The organism is Kitasatospora sp. NPDC054795 (genome assembly GCF_053611565.1).
The window spans coordinates 23,335-43,197 of the sequence record NZ_JBSHAP010000044.1; the positions used below are offsets into that span (position 1 = coordinate 23,335).

The following is a 19,863-nucleotide window of genomic DNA, read 5'->3' on the forward strand; positions in this document are numbered from 1 at the left end:
GGCCACCCGGGAGGGCGCGGCCGTCGCACGATCGACTCGCGGGACCGTCCAGGGCCCCTGGTGCCGCACCGGGTGTCCCCGGTCAGTCGGCGAGTTCCCGCCGACGCCGTGAGTCGCGCTCGTAGTCCGGCAGTTCGACGCTGCTGACCTGCTTTCCCAGCTCCAGCATCCGCTGCAGCGCCCAGCGCCGGTTGAGCAGCGCGTTGCGGAACCGCAGGCCCGCGGCCGTGCGCGGGGCGAGGAACGGCCCGGTCCGGTCCCCGCCCTTCTGGCAGCCCTGCGCGTAGCCGCGCAGCAGCTGCTCGTACCGCCCGAAGGCGGCCCGGTGGTCGCCGCGCGCCCGGGCCAGCTCGCCCGCCAGGACGTACGCGGCCACCACCGCTGTGCCGGTGCCCATGCCGCCGATGGTCGCGCCGCAGGCGGCATCGCCGATCAGGGCGATCCGGCCGGTCGACCAGACGGGCACGTCGGCGCGGCTGATCGAGTCGAAGTACAGCTCGGGGGCGGCGTCCAGGCTCTCCAGGAGCTGCGGCACCCGCCAGCCGAGGCCCGTGAAGGCGGCCCGGACCAGCTCCTTCTGCCGCGCCGGGTCGTGGCGGTCGTGGCGCAGCTCGGGCGAGGCGAAGAGGCAGAACGCGCCGGCCCGGCCCGGGTCGCGGTGGGCGGCACCGACGGACATCAGCCGACCGGGGACGTTGAGGCCGACCGCGCCCGTCGGCAGCCCGAGGTCGTTGGGCAGCTGCCAGGTGGCCGTGTAGTACCCGAGGTGGCGGACGTAGCGCCGCTCGGGGCCGAAGGCGAGCCGGCGGACGGTGGAGTGCAGCCCGTCGGCGCCGATCACCAGGTCGAACTCGCTTGGTGCCGCGTGCCGGAAGGTGACCCGGACTCCGCTCGGGGTCTCCTCCAGCGCGGTGACCGAGTCGCCGAAGACGTACTCGGCGCGGGCGCTGCTGTGCCGGTGGAGCAGTTGGGCGAGCTCTCCGCGCGGGACCTCCAGGTCGCCGCCGGCGAATTCGGCGGGCAGGTGCAGCAGCCGGCGCCCGTCGGGGCCCACGAAGGTCATCGGGCTGCCGCCGGTGCCGAGCGTGCGCAGTTCCTCCAGGACTCCCATCCGCTCCAGCACGGTCAGGTGGGTGCGGCCGCGGAAGTCGACGTCCTGGCCGCCGTCGCGCAGTGCGGGGGCCAGCTCGACCACGGTCACCTCGAAGCCGTACCGGCCCAGCCAGTGGGCCAGCGCGGGGCCGGCGATGCTCGCGCCCGAGATCAGGACCTTGGTGCTCATGGAAACCACTCCGTCCGGGAATCAGAAAACTGTGTCTCGCGGACACTGTTCGCTGCTGTGTACGGTAGACACAGTTGGCCTGGAAGGACAACCCCCCAGGCCGCGACCCAGGACGGAGCGGATGATGGCCGAGGCGGCGAACGACACGGTGCGACTGCTCTGGGGGCCGCCGGCCAGACCCACCCGGGGGCCGAAGCCGGCCCTGAGCCTGGAGCGGATCGCCGCGGCCGGGGTCGAGGTCGCCGACGCGGAGGGGCTCGCCGCGGTCTCCATGCAGAAGGTGGCCGGGCTGCTCGACTTCACCAAGATGTCGCTCTACCGCTACGTCCCCGGCAAGGCCGAACTGATCGCCCTGATGGTCGAGTCGGCCGTCGACGCACCCCCTGACACCTCGGAGGGCACCGACTGGCGGGATCAACTCACCGCCTGGGCCCACCACTTGGCTGATTCCTTCGCCCGCCACCCGTGGCTGCTGGACGCCACCGTCGGCGCGCGGGTCATCGGCCCGAAGGAACTCGACTGGCTGGAAAGGGTGGTGACGGCACTCGACGGCCACGGGCTGACCGGCCCCGAACGGATGGACGCCGCCGTCCTGCTCACCGGGCACGTGCGCGGGATCGCCGCGCAGTCCCGCGCCGCCGGACCGGCCGCCACCCCCGAGGCCGAACTCCTCGCCGCCCTCGGCGCCGTGGTCCAGGAGCACGCCGACCGCTTCCCCGCGGTCGCCGCCGCCATGGCCGACCCGGGCGGCCGCGACCAGGCGCTGGAGTTCGGCCTGGAACGCATCCTGGACGGACTGGCCGCCCTGATCGAGCGCCGCGCGGACACCGCCTGACCCGCGGGGCCTCCCCGGACCGCCCGGCCGCCTCCCCGCCCGGCGGTGGCACCCGGAAAATCGCTCGGAGCACCGACGGTCGCTCGCTAGGATCGCGCCCCATGGCGATGTTCGTGCACCTGACCGCCGCGGCGAACGCGCCGCGCATCCGCCGCGCCGGGATCCGCGCCGACAGCCGGGGCCAGGGCGGCGCGCGCGGGGTGTACTGCTTCCCCGTGCTGCCCTCGTACACGCTGACCCACCAGTGGCTGCGCGAGCTGGCCCGGTTCGGCCCCAAGGGCGCGCTGGTCGCGGTGCACCTCCGGCTGGACGACGAGCAGGAGGTCCTGGCCGGCCACTACCGCGACCGGGCCCGGGGCGTCCAGCAGCCGCTGCGCGCGGCCGAGGCGGTCCGGCGGATCGGCGCACTGGCCGACCCGCGGGGCTGGGAGGTGTTCCTGCCGCGAGCGGTGGGCGCCCGCGAGGTGCACCGGGTCCGCGCCGTGCCGCAGGTCACCGGCTGGCGCTACGTGCCGGGCGCCCACGGCACCCGGCCCTGCACCTGTCAGGGCTGCCGGATCTACGGCGAGTACGGCGGCCGCCGGCTGCGCGAGCGCCACCCGCACCCGCTGGACGGCCCGCCGCCGCCCGTGCCCGTGCTGCTCGCGCGGATCGCGGCGGCCGGCGAACCGGGCGACCCGGCCGAACTGCGCTCGGCGCTGCACTGGTTCGGACTGCGCCGGCGCGGCCCGGTGGACCGGCTCGCCCGGCTGGCCTCCCATCCGGCCCCGGAGGTGCGCGGGGACCTGGTCTGGGCCGTCGGCCGCTGGTCCACCCCGGGCGTCGCCGAACTGCTGGACGGCCTGGCGGAGGATCCGCACCCGCGGGTCCGCGAGGCCGTCACGGCCGTCCGGGACCTCTGAGGTCCCGGCCGCCGTCGGGTCGTACGCCGGCGCCGGGTCGTTCACGGGTGCCAGGTTGTTCACGGGCGCCGGGTCGTTCACGGGTGCCGGACCGCCCGCGTCCCGGCCGGGAGCGGCCCGTCGGCGCGCCGCCGACCTGCGCGGTCTCCGGTCGACGTGCCCGTTCGCCCGATCCGGGTGATCATGGGACGAACCGCGTCATCGGCGATTCGGCGCACCGGGCCGTCGGCCCGGGTGCGCCCGGAAGGTGGACTGCGATGTTCCAGCTCCTGTGGATTCTGCTCATCGGCTTCGTGCTGGGCGTGATCGCCAAACTCATCCTGCGCGGACCGCAGTCGATCCCCTGGTGGCTGACCATGCTGCTCGGCGCCGCCGGGGCCTGGCTCGGCAACGCCGTCTCCGGCTGGATCGGTGTCCGCCACACCTCGGGGATCGACTGGATCCGCCACATCCTGCAGATCGTCTTCGCCGTCGCCCTGGTGGCCTTCGTCGCCCCCGCGTGGAGCAGATCCCACCAGAACCGCTGACCGGCCGACGCACCGTTCCGTCCCGAAGCCGGGAGGACCCGGCCTCCGGCCACCGGGCCCTCGGCCGCGTCGGCGGCCGGGCCCGCTCAGCCCACGTGGACGGCCGGCCGGCGTGAGCGGTCCGGCTCGGCCTCGCGCAGCACCTCGCGGGTGACCGGGGCGATCTCGCCCTGTCCGAACAGGAAGAACCGCAGGAACTGGGCGAACGGGTTGCCCTCGGTCCATTCGAAGTAGATGTGCGGCTGCTGCCCGGTGAGGTCGCGCACCCGGAGCAGCAGGGCCGCCAGGGCGTTGGGCACGCTGGAGCTCTCCAGGGAGAGCACCCGGTAGCGGTCGTGCAGCACCTCGCCGCGCACGGTCAGTTCGGCCTCGAAGTCGGACGGGTCGAGCACGGTGACCTCGACGAAGACCAGGTCGTCCTCGGCCGGGATGTCGTTGTCCCGCCGGATCTGGCGGATCTTGTCACGGTACTCGGCGAGGTCGCGGCTGTTCGGTTCGTTGGCGATCAGCCGCAGCGGGCGGTGGGTGTAGTCCCGGACGAACCGCTCCGCGACGTCGTCCAGCACCACGTCGGTGACGCGCAGTTCGAAGGCGCGCTTGAGCCGGGAGAGGAACGAGACCAGCATGATGCCCGCGATGAAGCAGGCGCCGATCTTGACCCCGTCCGGCCGCTCGGCGATGTTCACCGCCGTGGTGTAGAGGAACACCGCGGCGATCACCGCGAAGCCGGCCCGCCAGCGGCGCTGCCCGGCCTTGTGGGCGGCGATGGTGACGGCGATGGCGGCGGAGCTGATCAGCACCAGTACGCCGGTCGCGTAGGCGCCGCCCTGGGCGTCCACGTTGGCGTCGAAGATCCACGTCACCAGGAAGGCGATCAGGGTGAGCACGACGACGGTCGGCCGCACCGCGCGGGCCCAGTGCGGCGCCATGCCGTAGCGGGGCAGGTAGCGCGGCATCAGGTTGAGCAGCCCGGCCATCGCGGACGCCCCGGCGAACCAGAGGATGGCGATCGTGGAGAGGTCGTAGACGCTGCCGAAGGTGCTGCCCAGGTACTCGTGGGCGAGGTAGGCGAGCGCCCGCCCGTTGGCCTGGCCGCCGGGCTCGAACTGGTCCGGCGGGATGAGCAGCGTGGTGATGAAGCTGGTGGTGATCAGGAAGACGCTCATGATCGCGGCGGCGGTGGTCAGCAGCTTGCGGGCGCCGCGGATCCGGCCGGTGGGCTTCTCCTCGGTGTCGTCCGGGTCGCCCTCGATGTGCGGCATCACGGCGACGCCGGTCTCGAAGCCGGACAGGCCGAGCGCCAGCTTCGGGAAGACGATCAGCGCGACTCCGATCATCGCGATCGCGTTGCCGTGCTCCACGGTCAGCGCGTCCGTCCACTCGGTGAACAGCTGCGGCTCGCTGAACACGTGCCACAGCCCGTTGGCCACCACCACGACGTTGAGCGAGAGGTACACCGCGACCAGCACCACGGCCAGGCCGATCGCCTCGCTGAAGCCCTTGAGGAAGACCGCGCCGAGCAGCGCGATCATGATCATGGTCAGCATGATCTGCTTGCCGGTCAGCGCGCTGTGCAGGTGCGGGTTCTCCACCAGGTGCGCGCTGGCGTCGGCGGCGGACAGGGTGATGGTGATCATGAAGTCGGTGGCCGCGAAACCCAGCAGGGTGAGCACGAAGAGCTTGCCCTGCCAGAAGGACAGCAGCCGTTCCAGCATCGCGATCGAACCCTGGCCGTGCGGGCTCTCCTGAGCCACCCTCCGGTAGACCGGCAGCGCGCCCAGCAGGGTGACGGCCACCAGCACGATGGTCGCCAGCGGCGAGACCAGCCCGGCCGCGAGCGCGGCGATGCCGGGCTGGTAGCCGAGCGTCGAGAAGTAGTCCAGGCCGGTCAGGCACATGACCCGCCACCAGCGCCGGCCCTCCTCGTGCGGGACCTCGGCGTGCGGACCGGGATGCTGCTTGGCCATGTCGGCCAGGCCCTCCAGCATCCAGGCCCGGAACCGCTCGCGCCGGGAGACCGGCCCCGCCCCCGCTTCGGCCGACCCCGACGAAACCACGTGCACCCCTGTCCACGACTCGGCCGGGCGCGGACGGCTCCGGATCCCCTGCGGCCGCCGGGCGGCGCGCCTGGTCAGGCTAGGGGACCGGCCCGCCGGGGCCGGGCCACCGCGCCGGTCGACACGCCCGGGTGCGCCCGTACGGCCCTGCCCGGTCGCGGGCCGTCCCCGGCCGCCTTCGCCGACGCCCCTGCGGCGCCCCTGAAGCTCCCCCGTGGCGCCCCCACGGAGCCCGGCGAAGGCCGCGGCCCGGCGCGGCGGCCTGCGCGGGGCTCGCGAAACACGCGAGGATGTCCGCGCGACCGACACACCGGGCCGGCGCCCCCAGCGCGCCGCCACCGACCCGGTCGACGCGCCCGCGGCCCCGGACACGGGTGCGGGTACGGGTACGCACGAGGAAACACGGAGGTCGCGGTGGCGGAGCCGAGCCGGCGCAGGATTCTGGGCCTGGGCCTGATGGCGGCCGCCGTCACCTCCTGCGGCCACCCCCGCCCGGCCCCGGCCGCCGCCGCGCAGCCGTCCGCCGCGGCGGCCACCGCGGCCTCCTCCGCCCCGAGCGCCCCCGGCAGCCCGGCCGCCGACGGGCACACCGGGCCGACGAGCGAGCGCTCCCGCCCCGGCAACCCCGACTGGGAGATCACCGACCCCGGCCCGGACGACGCCATCGCGGGGTTCGCCGACCGGGTCAGCGTCCTGCCCGGCGAGCCCTTCGGCCTGCACGTCTCCACCCCGGCCGCGGCCTTCACCGTCTCCGCCTACCGGATGGGCTGGTACGACGGCGCCCGCGCCCGGCTGGTCTGGCGCCGCGAGCACGTCCCGGGCGGCCGGCAGGCCGCGCCGCACGTGGACCCGGTGACCCGCACCGTGCTGACCGGCTGGCAGCGCACCCTCGCGGTGGACACCGCCGGCTGGCCCGAGGGCGCCTACCTGCTGCGCCTGGACGCCGAGGACGGTTCCGGCCGGCGCTACGTCCCGCTCACCGTCCGCTCGGCGAGCACCGCCGGCAGGACCGTGATCATGAGCGCCCCGGCGACCTGGCAGGCCTACAACGAGTGGGGCGGCTACAGCCTCTACAACGGCCCGACCGGCGGCCTGGCCACCCGCTCGCTGAAGGCCGTCTTCGACCGACCGTACGACTACGACCACGGCGCCGGGCTGTTCCTGGTCTACGAGGCGCCCCTGGTCGCCCTCGCCGAGCGGCTCGGCCTGCCGCTCGCCTACACCACCGGCATCGACGTGGCCCGCGAGCCCGGCCTGCTGACCGGGGCCGCCGCCGTCCTGTCGCTCGGCCACGACGAGTACTGGTCGCCCGAGCAGCGGGCCAACGTGGTCGCCGCCCGCGACACCGGGACCAACCTGGCGGTCCTGGGCGCCAACTGCTGCTTCCGCCGGGTCCGGTTCGAGCCGACCGACCTCGGGCCGGACCGCGCGGTGGTCTGCTACAAGGACGCCTGGGCGCAGGACCCGGGCCACCTGTCGGGCGCCCCGGCGACCACCGACTTCCGGGCCGGCCCGGGCGCCGACCCGGAGAGCTCGATGCTCGGCGTCATCTACGACGGCTACCCGGTGGACGCCCCGTACGTGGTCACCTCGCCCGGGCACTGGGCCTTCGAGGGGACGGGCGTCGCGGCCGGGGCCTCGTTCCCGCACCTGGTCGGGGTCGAGTACGACCGGGTGGACACCGGCTTCCCCACCCCCCGCCCGATCGAGGTGATCGCCCACTCCCCCGTGGTCTGCGACGGCCGCCGCTCCCACTCCGACACCGCCTACTGCACCGTGCCGGGCGGCGCCGGGGTGTTCGCCACCGGGACGATGCGCTGGGTCGAGGCGCTGGACGCCCGCGGCCCCGGCGGCGGCAGGGCCGACCACGGCATCGACGTGCACGCCGGGGACCTGGTCCGCCAGGTCACCGAGAACGTCCTGCGCGCCTTCGCCGCCGGCCCGGCCGGCCGGGCCCGCCCGGCCCAGGACAACCTCGCCGCCGTCTACGGCACGGCGTAGCGGGGGGCGGCGTAGCGGGGGGCGGCTCAGCCGGTGGCCGGCGGGGTGAAAGTCTCCGCGGGGCCGAAGTCCGAGACGCGTTCCTTCGTCACGACCGGCTTGCCGGCGACCACCGTCGAGCGTTCACTGCGGACGGTCCGGCCGAGCCGGTCGATCCACAGCTGGCAGTCGGCCGCGTCCGCGCCCTCGTTCTGGCGCCCGACCCCGTAGCTCGGGTCCGCGCGGCGCAGCTCGGCCGGTGAGAGCCGGGCGCTCAGGTGGAACACCGGCACGCCCGCCTCGGTCTCCATGCCCTTGCGGGCGGCGGGCCCGGCGTCCAGCAGGACCTTGGCGTAGCCGTCGCCGTCGTATGCGCCGACCCCGACGCTCGCCGGGGGCTTCTGATCAGTCGTCCACCGGGTCTCACCGCTCTCCTTGTTCCGCCGGTAGACGGCCTGGTCGATGATCACCGTCTCCTCCCAGGCCAGCACGGAGGACCCGCGGACCATCTTCGCCTCCGTACGGGATCCCTCGGCCGGAGTGTTGTGGTTCGACCGGGCGGTGACGGTGGTCAGCTCCTTCTCGTCGCCCTCGCCCCTCTCGACGGTCATCTCGAACGTCGCGGCGTACGGCTCCCGGGAGCGGTGGGCGATCGCGACCGCGGGGTCGAATGCTCCGGTCGCGTCGGCGGGTGCTCCGGTCGCGTCGGCCGGTGCGCCGGTGGCGCCGGTGGACGCTCCGGTCGTGGGGGCGGCCTTCGGCGGAGCGGCGCTGTCGGCGCCGCAGCCGGTCAGCGTGGCCAGTGCGAGGACCAGGGCGGTGACGGGCAGGGCGGTGCTGCGACGGATCGTCAAGGAGGGCTCCGGGTCGGCGTTCGGAAAGGGCGGCGGCAGCCTCCCACATCGGCCCATCGCGGTCGAACGGGTTTCCGCCCCCGGCCGGGGCAGGAGCCGGCCGACACGCCGGATAGACTCGCACGGTCCCATCCGGAGCAGGCACGAGGGAAACAGAACATGGTCGAGGCCTCCCCCAAGGTCGTTGTGGTCGTCCCCACGTACAACGAGCGGGAGAACCTCCCGGTCCTCGCGGGCATGCTCGCGGAGCTTCCGGTGCCCAACCTGCACCTGCTGGTGGTCGACGACAACTCCCCCGACGGCACCGGCGAGATCGCCGACAAGCTGGCCGCGGACTCCGGCGGCACCGTGGGCGTGCTGCACCGCACCGAGAAGGACGGCCTCGGCCGCGCCTACCTGGCCGGCATGGCCAAGGCCCTGGACGAGGGCGCCGACGTGGTGGTGCAGATGGACGCCGACCTGTCCCACCCGGCCTCGGTGATACCCGTGATGGTCGAGACGTTGCTCGCCGACGACACCGCCGTGGTGCTGGGCTCGCGCTACGTCCCCGGCGGCTCGACCGCCGAGGAGTGGCCCTGGCACCGCAAGGCGCTGTCCGCCTGGGCGAACTTCTACGTCAACGCGATCCTGAGCCTCGGGGTCAGGGACGCCACCGCCGGGTTCAAGGCCTGGCGCGCGAGCGCCCTGCGCGCCATCGACCTGCCGACCGTGCAGAGCAACGGCTACTCGTTCCAGGTCGAGATGAACTACCGGGTCGTCAAGCAGGGCCTGTCGATCCGCGAGGTGCCGATCCGTTTCGAGGAGCGGATCGAGGGCGCCTCGAAGATGAGCATGGGTGTGCAGGTCGAGTCCGCGCTGGCCCCCTGGAAGCTGCGCTTCAACCGCGACAACTGAGCCGGCGGGCCCCGGCGGCGGGGCGCGCGAACCCGGCCCGATGCGGGCGTACGGGTGCCGGAGCGCCCCGGGAGCGGTGTGAACGGCTGATGCGGGGAAAGAAGGGCGACATGGCCCTTCTCCCGGAGTCCCTCGCGGACCTGGTCCGCCGCAGCGCCCGAGAACCCTTCGTGGTCCAGACCGTCCGGGCCACCGTGGCGGCCACCATCGCCTACGCGGTGGCGACGCAGCTGAGCAGCGAGCCCGCCCCGCTGACGGCGCCGCTGACCGCGCTGCTGGTCGTCCAGGTCACCGTCTACTCGACGCTGAAGACCAGCATCCGCCGGGTCAACTCGGTGGTGGTCGGGGTGCTGATCGCGATCGGGTTCAGCGCCGTGGTCGGGCTCTCCTGGTGGAGCCTCGGGCTGATCATCCTGGCCTCGCTGGTCGTCGGCCGGTTCGTCCGGGTCGAGGAGTTCGTCCAGGAGGTCGCGATCAGCGCGATGCTGATCCTGGGCGTGACCAAGCTGGCCTCGCAGGCCTGGGACCGGGTGCTGGAGACGCTCATCGGCGCCGCCGTCGGCCTGCTGTTCAACCTGCTGTTCGCGCCGCCGGTCTGGGTGGACACCGCCGGGGAGTCGATCGAGGACCTCGCCCGGCGGGCTCGCCAGCTGCTCCTGGACATCTCCGAGGAACTGGGCCGCCCCACCCCGGTGGCCCGGGCCGCCGAGCGGCTGCACGAGGCCCGGCGGCTGGACCAGGCGATCGCCGACGTGGACGCGGCGCTGCGCCAGGCGGAGGACAGCCTGCGCTTCAACCCGCGGATCAGCGAGGGGCTGCTGTCCCGGCTGGTGCTGCGCACCGGGCTGGACACGCTGGAGATCTGCGTCGTGGTGATCCGGGTGCTGGCCCGCTCGCTGACCGACCTGGCCAAGCGGCGCGCGCCCGGCGAACGGCTCTTCCCGCCGGACGTCGCGTCGGGGCTGGAGGAGCTGCTGGCGCACGTCGGCGATGCGATGGTCAGCTACGCGGTGCTGGTGACCACGCAGGTGAGCCGCAACGCCGAGGAGGCCGAGGACAGGCTGACCACCGAGCTGGCGGCGGCCTGGGCCTGCCGGGAGAACGTCGCCCAGGTGCTGCTGCGCAAGGTCCAGGAGCACCCGGAGGCCTGGCAGTTGCACGGTTCGATACTGGCCGAGGTGGACCGCATCCTGGACGAGATGGACCTGGAGCACCGCAGCCGGCGGCTGATGGAGGAGCTGGACCGGGCCTCGGTGGCGAACCGGGAGCGGTTCTCCCGCTACGCCGCGCTGCGCCGCCTGCTGCGCGGCGAGCGGGCCCGCGGCGGCCGGTCCGCCACGGCGGAGCGCCCGGCGGCGTAGGGCGCTCCGCCGTGGCGGACAGGCCCTGGCCGGGCGCCGGGCGCTGTTCGCCACGGGCCACGGGCCACGGGCCGCGGTCAGGGGGCCAGGGGCCAGGGGCCAGGGGTCAGGGGTCAGGGCATCAGCCAGGGCTGCTGCGGCAGCGGGTGGCCGGTCTCCAGGTAGGTCTTGAGGTTGGCGAGCACCGCCGACCAGCCCTGTTCGGCGTCCGCCCGGGCGGCCTCGTCGGCGAGGTCCACGTGGGTGACGGTGAGCCGGGTGAGGTCCTGCCAGCCCTGGAGCTCGAAGGTGACCCGGGAGGGGAAGGCGGCGTGCTGCTCCTGCGGGCCGGCCCAGGTGGTGACCAGCAGGTGCGGGCGGTCGACCGCCTCGACGGTGCCGATGACGTCGGCGGTCCCGGAGCCGTCGGTCCGCTGGTGCTCCCAGGGCGCGCCGAGCAGCCAGGTGGAGACGTTGCGGTGGCCCCAGTAGAGGCCGGACTCGTCGGCGTTGGTGAGCGCGTGCCAGACCCGCTCGGGGGTGGCCCGCAGGTAGGTGATGCCGCGGTGGCCGAAGGCGGTCACGGCCTCACCCCTTCGCCGCGTCGAGCAACGGCTGGATCTCGATCTTCCGCATCCGCAGCATGGCCGCGAAGACGCGGTCCGCCGTGGCCCGGTCCTCGCCCGCGACCAGGTCGAGCAGCACCCGGGGGGTGATCTGCCAGGAGAGGCCGTAGCGGTCCTTGAGCCAGCCGCACGGTCCCTCCTCACCGCCGTCCGCGCTGAGCTCCGCCCAGAGCCGGTCGACCTCCTGCTGGTCCTCGCACTCCACCTGGAGTGAGATCGCCTCGGTGAAGTGGAACGCCGGACCGCCGTTGAGGGCCGTGTACTCGCGGCCGGCGAGCTCGAACTCGACGGTCATCACCGAGCCCGCCGGGCCGGGGCCGGTCTCGCCGTACCGGGTGGTCCTGGTGACCCGGGAGTCCGGGAACAGGGTGGTGTAGAAGGCGGCGGCCTCTTCGGCCCGGTCGTCGAACCAGAGGAAGGTGGTGATCTTCTGCATGCGCCCGACGGTAACGGCGGGCTCCGGCACGGCGGCCGAGCCACGGCCGGGGGTCACCGGATCGGCGCCCCCGGCCGGGCCGGCCGGGGCTCAGTGCACCCAGCCCGCGTAGCGCTGGACAAAGCGCTGACCGGTGTGGGCGGTCACGACGACGTCGTAGCGGCCCTGCTTGTCCAGCGGCCAGGCCAGGTCGGCCTGCTTGCCGGGCTTGACCTGGACGGTCTGCGCGGTGCCCGCGAAGTCGTTGGGCGCGGCGGTGAAGGCCACGTCCGTCATCCCGTCGTTGGCCACCTGGAGGGTGAGCCTGCGGTTGCCGCGCAGGTCGGCGGTGACGATCGGCACGCCGATGTCGTTCTGGCCGTCCTGGCCGTCGCGCACCACGGTGCCGGCGAAGCGTCGGACGAAGCCGTCCGGGCCGTGCACGGTGAAGTCGTAGCGGCCGCCGGTGGCGGCGGCGTCCCAGACGTACCGGGCGGTGGCGCCCGGTGCGACGGTGTACGGGGTGCCGGCGAAGGGGAGCAGGATGTTCGGGTAGACGGTGTACGGGAAGGCCACCGAGCCGTCGTTGTTCATCGTGCAGGTGACCCTGCCGGTCTTCCGGTCCACCTCGACGTCGGCCCACGGCTGGTACGGAAGCGGCCGGTGCGGGCGTTCGCCGCGCTCCTGGACCGGCATCGCCTGGTCGCCGACCGCCGGCAGCGCGACGCCGGGCAGCTTGGTGCCCGCGTCGGCCCTGGCCATCAGGGCCTTGGTGTCGGGCAGCGCCGGGATCGCGTGCTCGGGGGCGGCGAAGTCGAAGCAGCTGGTGAGGTCGCCGCAGACGGCCCGGCGCCAGGCCGAGATGTTGGGCTCGGCAACCCCGGTGACCAGCTCCATGAAGCGCAGCACCGACGTGTGGTCGAAGACCTGGGAGTTGACCCAGCCGCCGCGCGACCAGGGCGAGACCACCCAGAGCGGCACCCGGTTGCCGAGGCCGATGGCCCGTCCCTGGGTGAACTCCTCGGGGGTGCCCGGCTCGGGGGTGGGCGGGACCATGTGGTCGAAGTAGCCGTCGTTCTCGTCGTACATCACCAGGAAGACGGTGTGCTGCCAGACCTCCGGGTTGGACATCAGCGACTGCAGGGCCTGGTCGACCCAGTGCGCGCCGTAGGCCGGACCGGCCTCCGGGTGCTCGGAGAACAGGTAGGGCGCGACCAGCCAGGAGACGGTCGGCAGGGTGCCGTCCTTGCAGTGGCGGTCGAAGTCGGCGGGGTCGAACTTCGTCATCGCGTTGACGTACCGCGGGTCGTCGTGCGGGAACTCGTGGAACTGCTTGAAGTAGGAGAGCGCGTTGTCGTCGTAGTCGCCGGTGCGGTCGTCCTTGCTGGGGTTGTGGTAGACGCGCCAGCTGACGCCGGCCGCCTCCAGGCGCTCGGCGTAGGTGGTCCAGTCGGCGACGGGGTTGTCGGTGACCGGGGTGTTGTCGATCCACGGGCCGGTGGTGCCGTCCCGGCCGGGGCCGGCGGTACCGGTCCACAGGTAGAGGCGGTTGGGGTCGGTGGGGCCGGCCAGCGAGGTGAAGTAGGCGTCGCAGACGGTGAACGCGTCGGCCAGGGCGTACTGGTAGGGGATGTCGTCGCGGGTGAAGTAGCCCATGGTGCGCTCGCCCTTGGCGGCGATCCACTTGTTCATCGCACCGTTGTTGATGGCCTGGTGGCCGGTGGCCCAGTCGTGCGGGAGGCCGCTGGCGTTCTGGGCGTTGTACTTGGCGGTGTCCATCCGGTAGGGCAGCATCGCGCCGCCGTCGCTGCGCCGGCTGTCGGGCTGGCGGAAGACGTCGGTGCCGTCCGGGAACTGGAGCGCCTGCTTGTCGCCGAAGCCGCGGACGCCGGCCAGGGTGCCGAAGTAGTGGTCGAAGGAACGGTTCTCCTGCATCAGGACGACGACGTGCCTGACGTCCTTGATGGTCCCGGTGAGCGGGGCGGCGGGCTTGGCACCGGCGGCGGGGGCCGGGGCCGGGGCGGCGACGGCCTGGGCGGCCGCCAGACCGGTCAGGGCAGTGGCGCCGGCGGCCGCGGTGGCGCCGACGAAGGTGCGGCGGGAGAGCTCGGGCATGACGAACTGGCCTCTCGGAGCTGGGGGATGGGGAGCCGGGGAGCTCAGAGCCGGAAGGTGGCGACCGCGGCGGCGGTGTCGGAGGGCCACTCGTTGGCGGCGGTGCCGGGCTCGGGCTGCGGCCAGTCGGCGACCAGGGTGTGCGCCTCGACCAGCTTCAACGGGCCCGCGTACTGCACGTAGTCGACGCGGTCCTGCGGCTCCGGACGGTCGCCGCGCCGCTTGCGGGTGGGCGACCAGGTGTTGCCGGGGGCCTTGACCGGATCGGGGCACTCCTCGCGGAAGGTGTCGGTCAGTCCGGCCCCCTGGAGGGCCACGGTGACCGGCCAGGCGAGCGCGCCGACGCCCTGGTGGGCGGCGGCGGTGGCGGCCGTCCAGTCGCGGTGCGAGGGCGAGGAGAGCGCGCCGGCCAGCACCACCGGGGTGCGCCGGGCGATGTCGGTGCGGACGGCGGCGGCCAGCGCCCGGGCCTGCCGCAGCCGCAGCGAGCCGTTCTCGGCGGCCTCCACCTCGGCGGCGCTCCGCCCGTCCTGGACGGCGTACGGGCCGTAGCCCGCCTCGTCCAGGTGGGCGGCCCAGAAGCGGACGCTGCGGCCGCCGGGCAGTCGCAGGGTGGCCGCGGCGGCGGGCAGTTCGGCGGTCGGGGCGGTGATGTCGGTGAGCGGGTGGCGGCTGAGGATGCCGACGCTGCCCGGGCTCTGGTAGGCGTACCAGCCGAGGGCGTCGGCCAGGGTCCTGGCCCGCTCCCCCGCGGTCTCCTGCAGGGCGAGCACGTCCAGGCCCTGGGCGAGGACCACGCGCAACTGCTTCTCCAGCGCGTCGGTGTGGGCCGAGCCCGCGTCGTGCAGGTTCCAGCTGGCGGCCTTGAGGCGCAGCGGTGCGGCCGGGTCCGCCACCGGGACGAGGACGGTGACGGTGTCGGTGGCACCAGTGCTGTCCTTGACGCCGACGACCACCGGCTCGGGGTTCTTGCCTGCGGCCGCGGGGGCGGTGCCGGTGAGCGTGCCGTCGGCGCTGACGGAGGCCCAGGCCGGGCCGCCGACCTTGCGGTAGGTGGCGGAGCCGGCCGGGTTGCCCGCCGGGCGGGACCAGAGGCCGCCGAGCCGGACCGTCACGGCGGCGCCCGGGGCGACGGGCGTGGCGGTGAACGCGTCCACGGCGGCGTGCGGGCGCACGACGGCGGGCTTGGGGCGCAAGGAGAACGGCTCGGTCCTGGCGAGGATACCGTAGCCGTCCTTGGCGAGCAGGTAGGCGGTGTACGGGCCGCCGGTCAGCGCGGAGGTGTCGAGCTGGACGTCGCCCGCGGTGCCCGGGGTGTACTTCCACAGCAGCGAGCTGCCGTTGCCGGGCTGGCGGCCGCCGTCGTAGATGCCGACCCAGTTCTTGGCGTCGGGGGCGTCGGTGGTCCAGTGGAAGGTGAGCCGGTCGCCTTCGGTGGGGTTGGTGGAGGAACTGAGCGTCAGGGCGCTGCCTGCGGCCACGGTTGTCCTGTCCGCCGTCCGGGACCGGGCCCGCCGGGGGACGGTTCGCCGGGGCCGGGTACGGCTGGTCACGGAGGCTGGGAGAAGGGAGCTCGCACAGTTGGCTGTACAACTGCGGGCGGCCTCATTCACCCGAAGGCCGGCGACCGGCGCATGAACGAAGCATGACGGGGCGTCGGGCGGTGCGGGAACTTCGGTGGGCGCACCTGCGGACATGCGACGGGGGCCGCGGTGGACCGGTCCACCGCGGCCCCCGTCGGGCCGTGCTCCTGAGGCGCGGAGCGCCGGTCAGGCCAGGGCGAGGAAGAGCTTCTCCAGCTCGGCCTCGCTCATCGGCGCGGCATCCTCGTCCGCGGCGGCCATGCACTGGCGCATGCCGCTCGCGACGATCTTGAACCCGGCCCGGTCGAGCGCGCGCGAGACGGCGGCGAGCTGGGTGACCACGTCCTTGCAGTCCCGGCCCGCCTCGATCATCGCGATCACCCCGGCCAACTGGCCCTGCGCGCGACGCAGCCGGTTCAGGACCGCGCCGACCGCCTCCTCGTCCACCTGCATGTCGGGCCGCCTTTCACATCGACTGTCGATGGACAAGTGTACCCGGCGGGGTATTCATTCCCGGGTGGCGGACGTCGTACCCGACCCGCCCGTCCCGGAACCGGGTCGGCGGCGGGGGCGGGCACGGGCCGGCGGAGGGCCTGCGGCGGGGGCGGGCACGGGCCGGCGGCTGGCCGGGGCGCGGCTCAGCGGCGCGACAGGCGGCGTTCCCCGCCCGTGCCGGTCGCGTACGGAAGCTCGTAGTGCGCGAACACGGCGGGCTCGTCCTCGGCGGGCAGCACGTCGTCGGTGCCGATCGCCGGCGCCTGCTTGACGAGGTTGCGCGGGTACGCCACCCGGAGGTAGTCCGGGCCGGCCACCGCACCCTCCAGCGGGACGAACACCAGGCGGCGCCGACCGGCGAACCCGACCGTGACGGTGGCGAAGAACGGCTCGTCGCTGGCCGTCTCCACGTAGACCGACTCCAGCGAACCGATGCGGTGGCTCTTCTCGTCGACCACGGCGTGGCCGCGCCACTCGCGGATGTCCGCCATCGCGATGCCCACGGTCCGACCTCCGTCCCCGACTGTTCCCCCGCCCCGGTCTCCCATCCTGCGCCGGGAGCGGCCGGGACGCGCGGCGGGGCCACCGGCCCCCGACCCGACGAAAAGGGACATACGGGGGTGACCCGGCCAACCGCCACGGGGGCCGTGACCTGGGCTTTAGGCTGTCCGGCAGCAGGACCGCGAGTGGATCGTCAGTGGTGTCAGTGGTGTCCGGGCGAAGGGGGCGGCAGCCGTGGGGTACGAGAACATGTGGGAGTCCGGCGGGGCCGGGATCGCGGCCGACCTGCGGCCCGACGTGCCGCATCCGGCCCGGATGTACGACTACTACCTCGGCGGCAAGGACAACTTCCCCGCCGACCGCGCCGCCGCCGAGAAGGCGCTCGCCGCCAACCCGGAGTTCCGCTCCACCGCCCGCGCCAACCGCGCCTTCCTCACCCGCGCGGTGCGGTGCGTCGCCGACCTCGGCATCGACCAGTTCCTCGACATCGGCACCGGCATCCCCACGGCCGGCAACACCCACGAGATCGCCCGGACGGCCAGGCCCGGCGCCCGGGTCGTCTACGTGGACAACGACCCGATCGTGCTCAGCCACGCCCGGGCCCTGATGGCCGGCTCGGGCGCCGGCCGCACCACCGTCATCCAGGCCGACCTGCGCGAGCCCGGCGATCTGCTGGACGCTGTCCGGGCGGCGGAGCTGCTCGACTTCTCCCGCCCGGTCGGGCTCGTCCTCGCCGCGGTCCTCCACTTCCTGCGGGACGAGGACCAGCCGCACCGGGTGCTCGCAGCGCTGCTGGACACCCTGCCCTCCGGCAGCCACCTGGTCCTGTCGCACGGCACCGCCGACTTCATCCCGTCCACGACGCGCGACCGGGTCACCGGCGTCTACGACAGGGCCACCGCTCCACTCGTCGGTCGCTCCCGCGAGGAGGTCCGGACCTTCTTCGAGGGGCTCGACCTCCTCGAACCCGGCGTCACCACCGTCCCCCTCTGGCGCCCCGACACCGCCCCCGAGCCCGGCGCCGACCGCGTCAGCATGTACGGCGCGGTGGCCCGCAAGCCCTGAGGCCCGGGCCGGTCGGCCGTCACTCCTCGGGGTACCGGTCCTTCCGGGTCACGCGGGTCGGGCGACGGCCGCCCGGGAGCCGGAACTCCTTGACGGCCCGGCGCACCAGGTCGACGGGGATCTCGGCCGGTCCGGGAATTCGGTCCAGTGCCCGGCGGGACCCGGCCGCGCCCACCGAGCACTCAGACCGGACGGCCGGGCGGGACCAGGCCGGTCTGGTAGGCGATGGCGACGAGCTGGGCCCGGTCCCGGGCGTCGAGCTTGGACATCGCCCGGTGGACGTGGGTGCGGACGGTGAACGGGCTGACGAACATCCGCTCGGCGATCTCCTCGTTGGTGAGGCCGGTGGCGGCCATCGACATCACCTCCCGCTCACGGGCGGTGAGGACGGCCAGCCGCTCGCTCGCGGGGGTGGCGGACGCCGGCTCGGGCTGGGCCAGGAACTGGTCGATCACGGCCCGGGTGGCGGCGGGCGAGAGCAGCGCCTCGCCCGCTGCGACGGTGCGCACGGCGGCGAGCAGTTCCTTGGGGTCGGCGCCCTTGCCGAGGAATCCACCGGCGCCCGCGCGCAGCGCCTGGGCCACGTACTCGTCGATCTCGAAGGTGGTGAGGATGAGCACCCGGGTGCCGGACAGCTCCTCGTCGCCGCAGATCTCGGCGGTGGCACCGAGACCGTCGACGCCGGGCATCCGGATGTCCATCAGCACGATGTCGGGCTTGGTGGCCCGGGCGAGCGCGACGGCCTCCCGGCCGTCGGCGGCCTCGCCGACCACCTCCATGTCCTCCTCCGCCTCGATCAGCAGGCGGAAGGCACCGCGCAGCAGGGCCTGGTCGTCGGCGAGCAGTACCCGGATGGTCATGCGTTGTCCCTGTCCTCTCGGAGCGCGCCGTCCGCTCGGGCGGCGTGCTCCTGTCGTTCGGCCGGTGTCGGGCGATCGGTACGGGTGGTGCGCGCGGCCCGGGCGGCCCGGGCGACGTCGGCGGCGGTGAAGGCGCCCGCGGACTCGGGGCCGTCGTCGCGGGCGCCGGTGCGCAGCGGCAGTTCGGCGGTGACCAGGAAGCCCCCGTCGGGCCGCCGGTCGGCACTGAGCCGGCCGCCGACCGCCCCGGCCCGCTCGCGCATGCCGATCAGGCCGAAGCCGCCCTCGCTGGGCGGGTGCTGGGGCAGCGACACCGCGCGACGGCGGCCGGTCGCGGTCGGTCGGCCGTTGGCGACACTGACCGCGACCCGGCTGCCGCTGTAGGCGAGGGTGATCTCGGCGTCGGCGCCGTGGGCGTGCTTGGCCACGTTGGTCAGCGACTCCTGGACGATCCGGAAGGCGGTGAGGTCCACGCCGGGCGACAGCGGGCGGGCCTCGCCCTCGACGGAGAGCCGGATCGGCAGGCCGGCCCGCTCGAAGGTGGTGATCAGTTCGGGCAGCCGGTCGAGGCCGGGGGCGGGTTCGAGCGGGGCGCGGTCCTCGGCGCGGCGCAGCAGGCCGACGGTGGCGCGCAGTTCCTGGAGGGCCGAGCCGGTGGCGTCGGTGATGTGGCTGAGCACCTCCCGGGCCTGGACGGGGTGGTTGTCCATGAGGTGGACGGCGATGGCGGCCTGGGCGTTGGCGAGGGCGATGTGGTGGGCGACGACGTCGTGGAGGTCGCGGGCGATCCTGATCCGCTCGTCCGCGACCCGCCGACGGGCCTCCTCCTCGCGGGTGCGCTCGGCGCGTTCGGCGCGCTCCTCGATGGCGGCGAGGTGGGCGCGGCGATTGCGGATCGAGTCGCCGAGGGCGCCGGGCAGCAGGGCCCAGGCGAGCACGCCGAGCCGTTCGCTGACCGGCCCGCCGGGGCCGAACAGCAGAGCGATCCCGGTGAGCAGGACGGCGGCGGCGACCGAGGCGCGCAGCGCGGTGGCGCGGTCGGTGCGGATGGCGAGGAAGTAGAGCGCGAGCAGCAGCGGGGTGGCCAGGGTCGGGGTGAGCCGGGGGCTGACCATGGCGAGCAGCATCGTGCAGAGCAGCGTGACGGCGACCACCGCACGCGGGTGGCGGCGGTGGGCGAGCACGGTGACGGCGGAGACCAGGGCGATGACGAAGGTGGGCGCGGCGAACGGGGTGAAGTGGCCGCCGGTCTGGTCGATGGTGGCGCCGAGGGCGGTGACCGTGATCATGGCCGTCCCACCGGCGACGTCGAGCAGCCGCGGATGGTCGCGGCGCAGGCGCTGCCAGAAGTCGCTCATGCTCGTGCTCTCCGGTCGGGGGACGCTGGCCACGCCCGCGACCGGGCAGCCTGGGTTCGAGCCGCGCCGATCCCGATCGGGGGCGCGGCGGGCTGCGGCGGGGGCCTCCGCACGCGCGGTGGCCCCCGACAGCAACGGTAACGGTTGAGCTCGAACCGGTGTCCGAGCGGTTGG

At 74.2% G+C, this 19,863-nt stretch carries 19 protein-coding genes; 7 read left to right on the top strand and 12 right to left on the bottom strand.

Annotation, left to right across the window (positions count from 1 at the left end; translation table 11 throughout):
- Nucleotides 1-82: 82 nt before the first annotated feature.
- Entirely contained in the window at nucleotides 83-1,282 is a 1,200-nt protein-coding gene (locus ACWGJO_RS17865) for an FAD-dependent monooxygenase (protein ID WP_452184820.1), read from the bottom strand.
- Nucleotides 1,283-1,403: 121 nt separating this feature from the next.
- Here ACWGJO_RS17865 and ACWGJO_RS17870 point away from each other — a divergent pair, with 121 nt between their 5' ends.
- The 3 genes from ACWGJO_RS17870 (at nucleotide 1,404) to ACWGJO_RS17880 (ending at nucleotide 3,546) form a co-directional block, all read left to right on the top strand.
- On the top strand, nucleotides 1,404-2,117 hold the full coding sequence (locus tag ACWGJO_RS17870; protein ID WP_452184822.1) for a TetR/AcrR family transcriptional regulator: 714 nt from the start codon (nucleotides 1,404-1,406) through the stop codon (nucleotides 2,115-2,117).
- Nucleotides 2,118-2,218: 101 nt separating this feature from the next.
- Complete coding sequence (locus tag ACWGJO_RS17875; RefSeq protein ID WP_452184824.1) at nucleotides 2,219-3,019, top strand: HEAT repeat domain-containing protein; 801 nt, start codon at nucleotides 2,219-2,221, stop codon at nucleotides 3,017-3,019.
- Nucleotides 3,020-3,276: 257 nt separating this feature from the next.
- The gene (locus ACWGJO_RS17880; RefSeq protein ID WP_359903939.1) at nucleotides 3,277-3,546 is read left to right on the top strand and encodes a GlsB/YeaQ/YmgE family stress response membrane protein; all 270 of its coding nucleotides are present in this window, start codon (nucleotides 3,277-3,279) and stop codon (nucleotides 3,544-3,546) included.
- An 86-nt stretch (nucleotides 3,547-3,632) separates the two neighbouring features.
- Here the strand turns inward: ACWGJO_RS17880 and ACWGJO_RS17885 are convergent, their stop codons facing one another.
- Nucleotides 3,633-5,534, bottom strand: coding sequence for an amino acid transporter (locus ACWGJO_RS17885; protein ID WP_452184874.1), 1,902 nt, complete (start codon nucleotides 5,532-5,534; stop codon nucleotides 3,633-3,635).
- 483 nt (nucleotides 5,535-6,017) lie between these two features.
- On the opposite strand from ACWGJO_RS17885, the gene ACWGJO_RS17890 reads away from it, so the two are divergent.
- Nucleotides 6,018-7,604, top strand: coding sequence for a N,N-dimethylformamidase beta subunit family domain-containing protein (locus ACWGJO_RS17890; protein ID WP_452184826.1), 1,587 nt, complete (start codon nucleotides 6,018-6,020; stop codon nucleotides 7,602-7,604).
- Nucleotides 7,605-7,630: 26 nt separating this feature from the next.
- On the opposite strand, the gene ACWGJO_RS17895 is transcribed toward ACWGJO_RS17890, so the two are convergent.
- On the bottom strand, nucleotides 7,631-8,437 hold the full coding sequence (locus ACWGJO_RS17895; RefSeq protein ID WP_452184827.1) for a hypothetical protein: 807 nt from the start codon (nucleotides 8,435-8,437) through the stop codon (nucleotides 7,631-7,633).
- A 159-nt stretch (nucleotides 8,438-8,596) separates the two neighbouring features.
- On the opposite strand from ACWGJO_RS17895, the gene ACWGJO_RS17900 reads away from it, so the two are divergent.
- Complete coding sequence (locus tag ACWGJO_RS17900) at nucleotides 8,597-9,331, top strand: polyprenol monophosphomannose synthase (protein WP_380544782.1); 735 nt, start codon at nucleotides 8,597-8,599, stop codon at nucleotides 9,329-9,331.
- A 110-nt stretch (nucleotides 9,332-9,441) separates the two neighbouring features.
- The gene (locus ACWGJO_RS17905) at nucleotides 9,442-10,692 is read left to right on the top strand and encodes an FUSC family protein (protein WP_452184829.1); all 1,251 of its coding nucleotides are present in this window, start codon (nucleotides 9,442-9,444) and stop codon (nucleotides 10,690-10,692) included.
- 113 nt (nucleotides 10,693-10,805) lie between these two features.
- Here ACWGJO_RS17905 and ACWGJO_RS17910 read toward each other — a convergent pair whose 3' ends face one another.
- From ACWGJO_RS17910 to ACWGJO_RS17935, 6 genes are all read right to left on the bottom strand, one after another.
- Nucleotides 10,806-11,255, bottom strand: coding sequence for an SRPBCC domain-containing protein (locus ACWGJO_RS17910; protein WP_380351600.1), 450 nt, complete (start codon nucleotides 11,253-11,255; stop codon nucleotides 10,806-10,808).
- Nucleotides 11,256-11,259: 4 nt separating this feature from the next.
- Nucleotides 11,260-11,733, bottom strand: coding sequence for a VOC family protein (locus tag ACWGJO_RS17915; RefSeq protein ID WP_452184831.1), 474 nt, complete (start codon nucleotides 11,731-11,733; stop codon nucleotides 11,260-11,262).
- Nucleotides 11,734-11,823: 90 nt separating this feature from the next.
- Nucleotides 11,824-13,827: a phosphocholine-specific phospholipase C gene (locus ACWGJO_RS17920; protein WP_452184833.1), complete on the bottom strand. Its 2,004-nt coding sequence runs from the start codon at nucleotides 13,825-13,827 to the stop codon at nucleotides 11,824-11,826.
- A gap of 44 nt (nucleotides 13,828-13,871) precedes the next feature.
- Nucleotides 13,872-15,308, bottom strand: a complete 1,437-nt coding sequence (locus tag ACWGJO_RS17925; RefSeq protein WP_452184835.1) for an endonuclease/exonuclease/phosphatase family protein — start codon at nucleotides 15,306-15,308, stop codon at nucleotides 13,872-13,874.
- A gap of 288 nt (nucleotides 15,309-15,596) precedes the next feature.
- On the bottom strand, nucleotides 15,597-15,863 hold the full coding sequence (locus ACWGJO_RS17930) for a metal-sensitive transcriptional regulator (RefSeq protein ID WP_188303232.1): 267 nt from the start codon (nucleotides 15,861-15,863) through the stop codon (nucleotides 15,597-15,599).
- A gap of 185 nt (nucleotides 15,864-16,048) precedes the next feature.
- Nucleotides 16,049-16,396: a PRC-barrel domain-containing protein gene (locus ACWGJO_RS17935; protein ID WP_452184876.1), complete on the bottom strand. Its 348-nt coding sequence runs from the start codon at nucleotides 16,394-16,396 to the stop codon at nucleotides 16,049-16,051.
- 259 nt (nucleotides 16,397-16,655) lie between these two features.
- On the opposite strand from ACWGJO_RS17935, the gene ACWGJO_RS17940 reads away from it, so the two are divergent.
- Nucleotides 16,656-17,471 carry an SAM-dependent methyltransferase gene (locus tag ACWGJO_RS17940; RefSeq protein WP_452184878.1) on the top strand — a complete coding sequence of 272 codons (816 nt, stop codon included), beginning with the start codon at nucleotides 16,656-16,658 and terminating at the stop codon, nucleotides 17,469-17,471.
- Between the two features lie 19 nt (nucleotides 17,472-17,490).
- Here ACWGJO_RS17940 and ACWGJO_RS17945 read toward each other — a convergent pair whose 3' ends face one another.
- Genes ACWGJO_RS17945 through ACWGJO_RS17955 form a run of 3 tightly spaced genes read right to left on the bottom strand, consistent with a single transcriptional unit; the run spans nucleotide 17,491 to nucleotide 19,689 of the window.
- Nucleotides 17,491-17,646: an Imm1 family immunity protein gene (locus ACWGJO_RS17945; protein WP_452184837.1), complete on the bottom strand. Its 156-nt coding sequence runs from the start codon at nucleotides 17,644-17,646 to the stop codon at nucleotides 17,491-17,493.
- 7 nt (nucleotides 17,647-17,653) lie between these two features.
- Complete coding sequence (locus ACWGJO_RS17950; protein ID WP_359914739.1) at nucleotides 17,654-18,331, bottom strand: response regulator transcription factor; 678 nt, start codon at nucleotides 18,329-18,331, stop codon at nucleotides 17,654-17,656.
- A complete protein-coding gene (locus ACWGJO_RS17955) occupies nucleotides 18,328-19,689 on the bottom strand; it encodes a sensor histidine kinase (protein ID WP_452184839.1) in 1,362 nt (453 codons plus the stop codon). The genes ACWGJO_RS17950 and ACWGJO_RS17955 overlap by 4 nt, the downstream gene beginning before the upstream one ends.
- Nucleotides 19,690-19,863: the final 174 nt, after the last annotated feature.

Bases quoted from the DNA above. Each gene is read 5' to 3' on its own strand.
- ACWGJO_RS17865 (WP_452184820.1), bottom strand. From the start codon at position 1,282: ATGAGCACCAAGGTCCTGATCTCGGGCGCGAGCATCGCCGGCCCCGCG.
- ACWGJO_RS17870 (WP_452184822.1), top strand. From the start codon at position 1,404: ATGATGGCCGAGGCGGCGAACGACACGGTGCGACTGCTCTGGGGGCCG.
- ACWGJO_RS17875 (WP_452184824.1), top strand. From the start codon at position 2,219: ATGGCGATGTTCGTGCACCTGACCGCCGCGGCGAACGCGCCGCGCATC.
- ACWGJO_RS17880 (WP_359903939.1), top strand. From the start codon at position 3,277: ATGTTCCAGCTCCTGTGGATTCTGCTCATCGGCTTCGTGCTGGGCGTG.
- ACWGJO_RS17885 (WP_452184874.1), bottom strand. From the start codon at position 5,534: ATGCTGGAGGGCCTGGCCGACATGGCCAAGCAGCATCCCGGTCCGCAC.
- ACWGJO_RS17900 (WP_380544782.1), top strand. From the start codon at position 8,597: ATGGTCGAGGCCTCCCCCAAGGTCGTTGTGGTCGTCCCCACGTACAAC.
- ACWGJO_RS17905 (WP_452184829.1), top strand. From the start codon at position 9,442: ATGGCCCTTCTCCCGGAGTCCCTCGCGGACCTGGTCCGCCGCAGCGCC.
- ACWGJO_RS17915 (WP_452184831.1), bottom strand. From the start codon at position 11,733: ATGCAGAAGATCACCACCTTCCTCTGGTTCGACGACCGGGCCGAAGAG.
- ACWGJO_RS17920 (WP_452184833.1), bottom strand. From the start codon at position 13,827: ATGCCCGAGCTCTCCCGCCGCACCTTCGTCGGCGCCACCGCGGCCGCC.
- ACWGJO_RS17930 (WP_188303232.1), bottom strand. From the start codon at position 15,863: ATGCAGGTGGACGAGGAGGCGGTCGGCGCGGTCCTGAACCGGCTGCGT.
- ACWGJO_RS17935 (WP_452184876.1), bottom strand. From the start codon at position 16,396: ATGGCGGACATCCGCGAGTGGCGCGGCCACGCCGTGGTCGACGAGAAG.
- ACWGJO_RS17940 (WP_452184878.1), top strand. From the start codon at position 16,656: ATGTGGGAGTCCGGCGGGGCCGGGATCGCGGCCGACCTGCGGCCCGAC.
- ACWGJO_RS17950 (WP_359914739.1), bottom strand. From the start codon at position 18,331: ATGACCATCCGGGTACTGCTCGCCGACGACCAGGCCCTGCTGCGCGGT.
- ACWGJO_RS17955 (WP_452184839.1), bottom strand. From the start codon at position 19,689: ATGAGCGACTTCTGGCAGCGCCTGCGCCGCGACCATCCGCGGCTGCTC.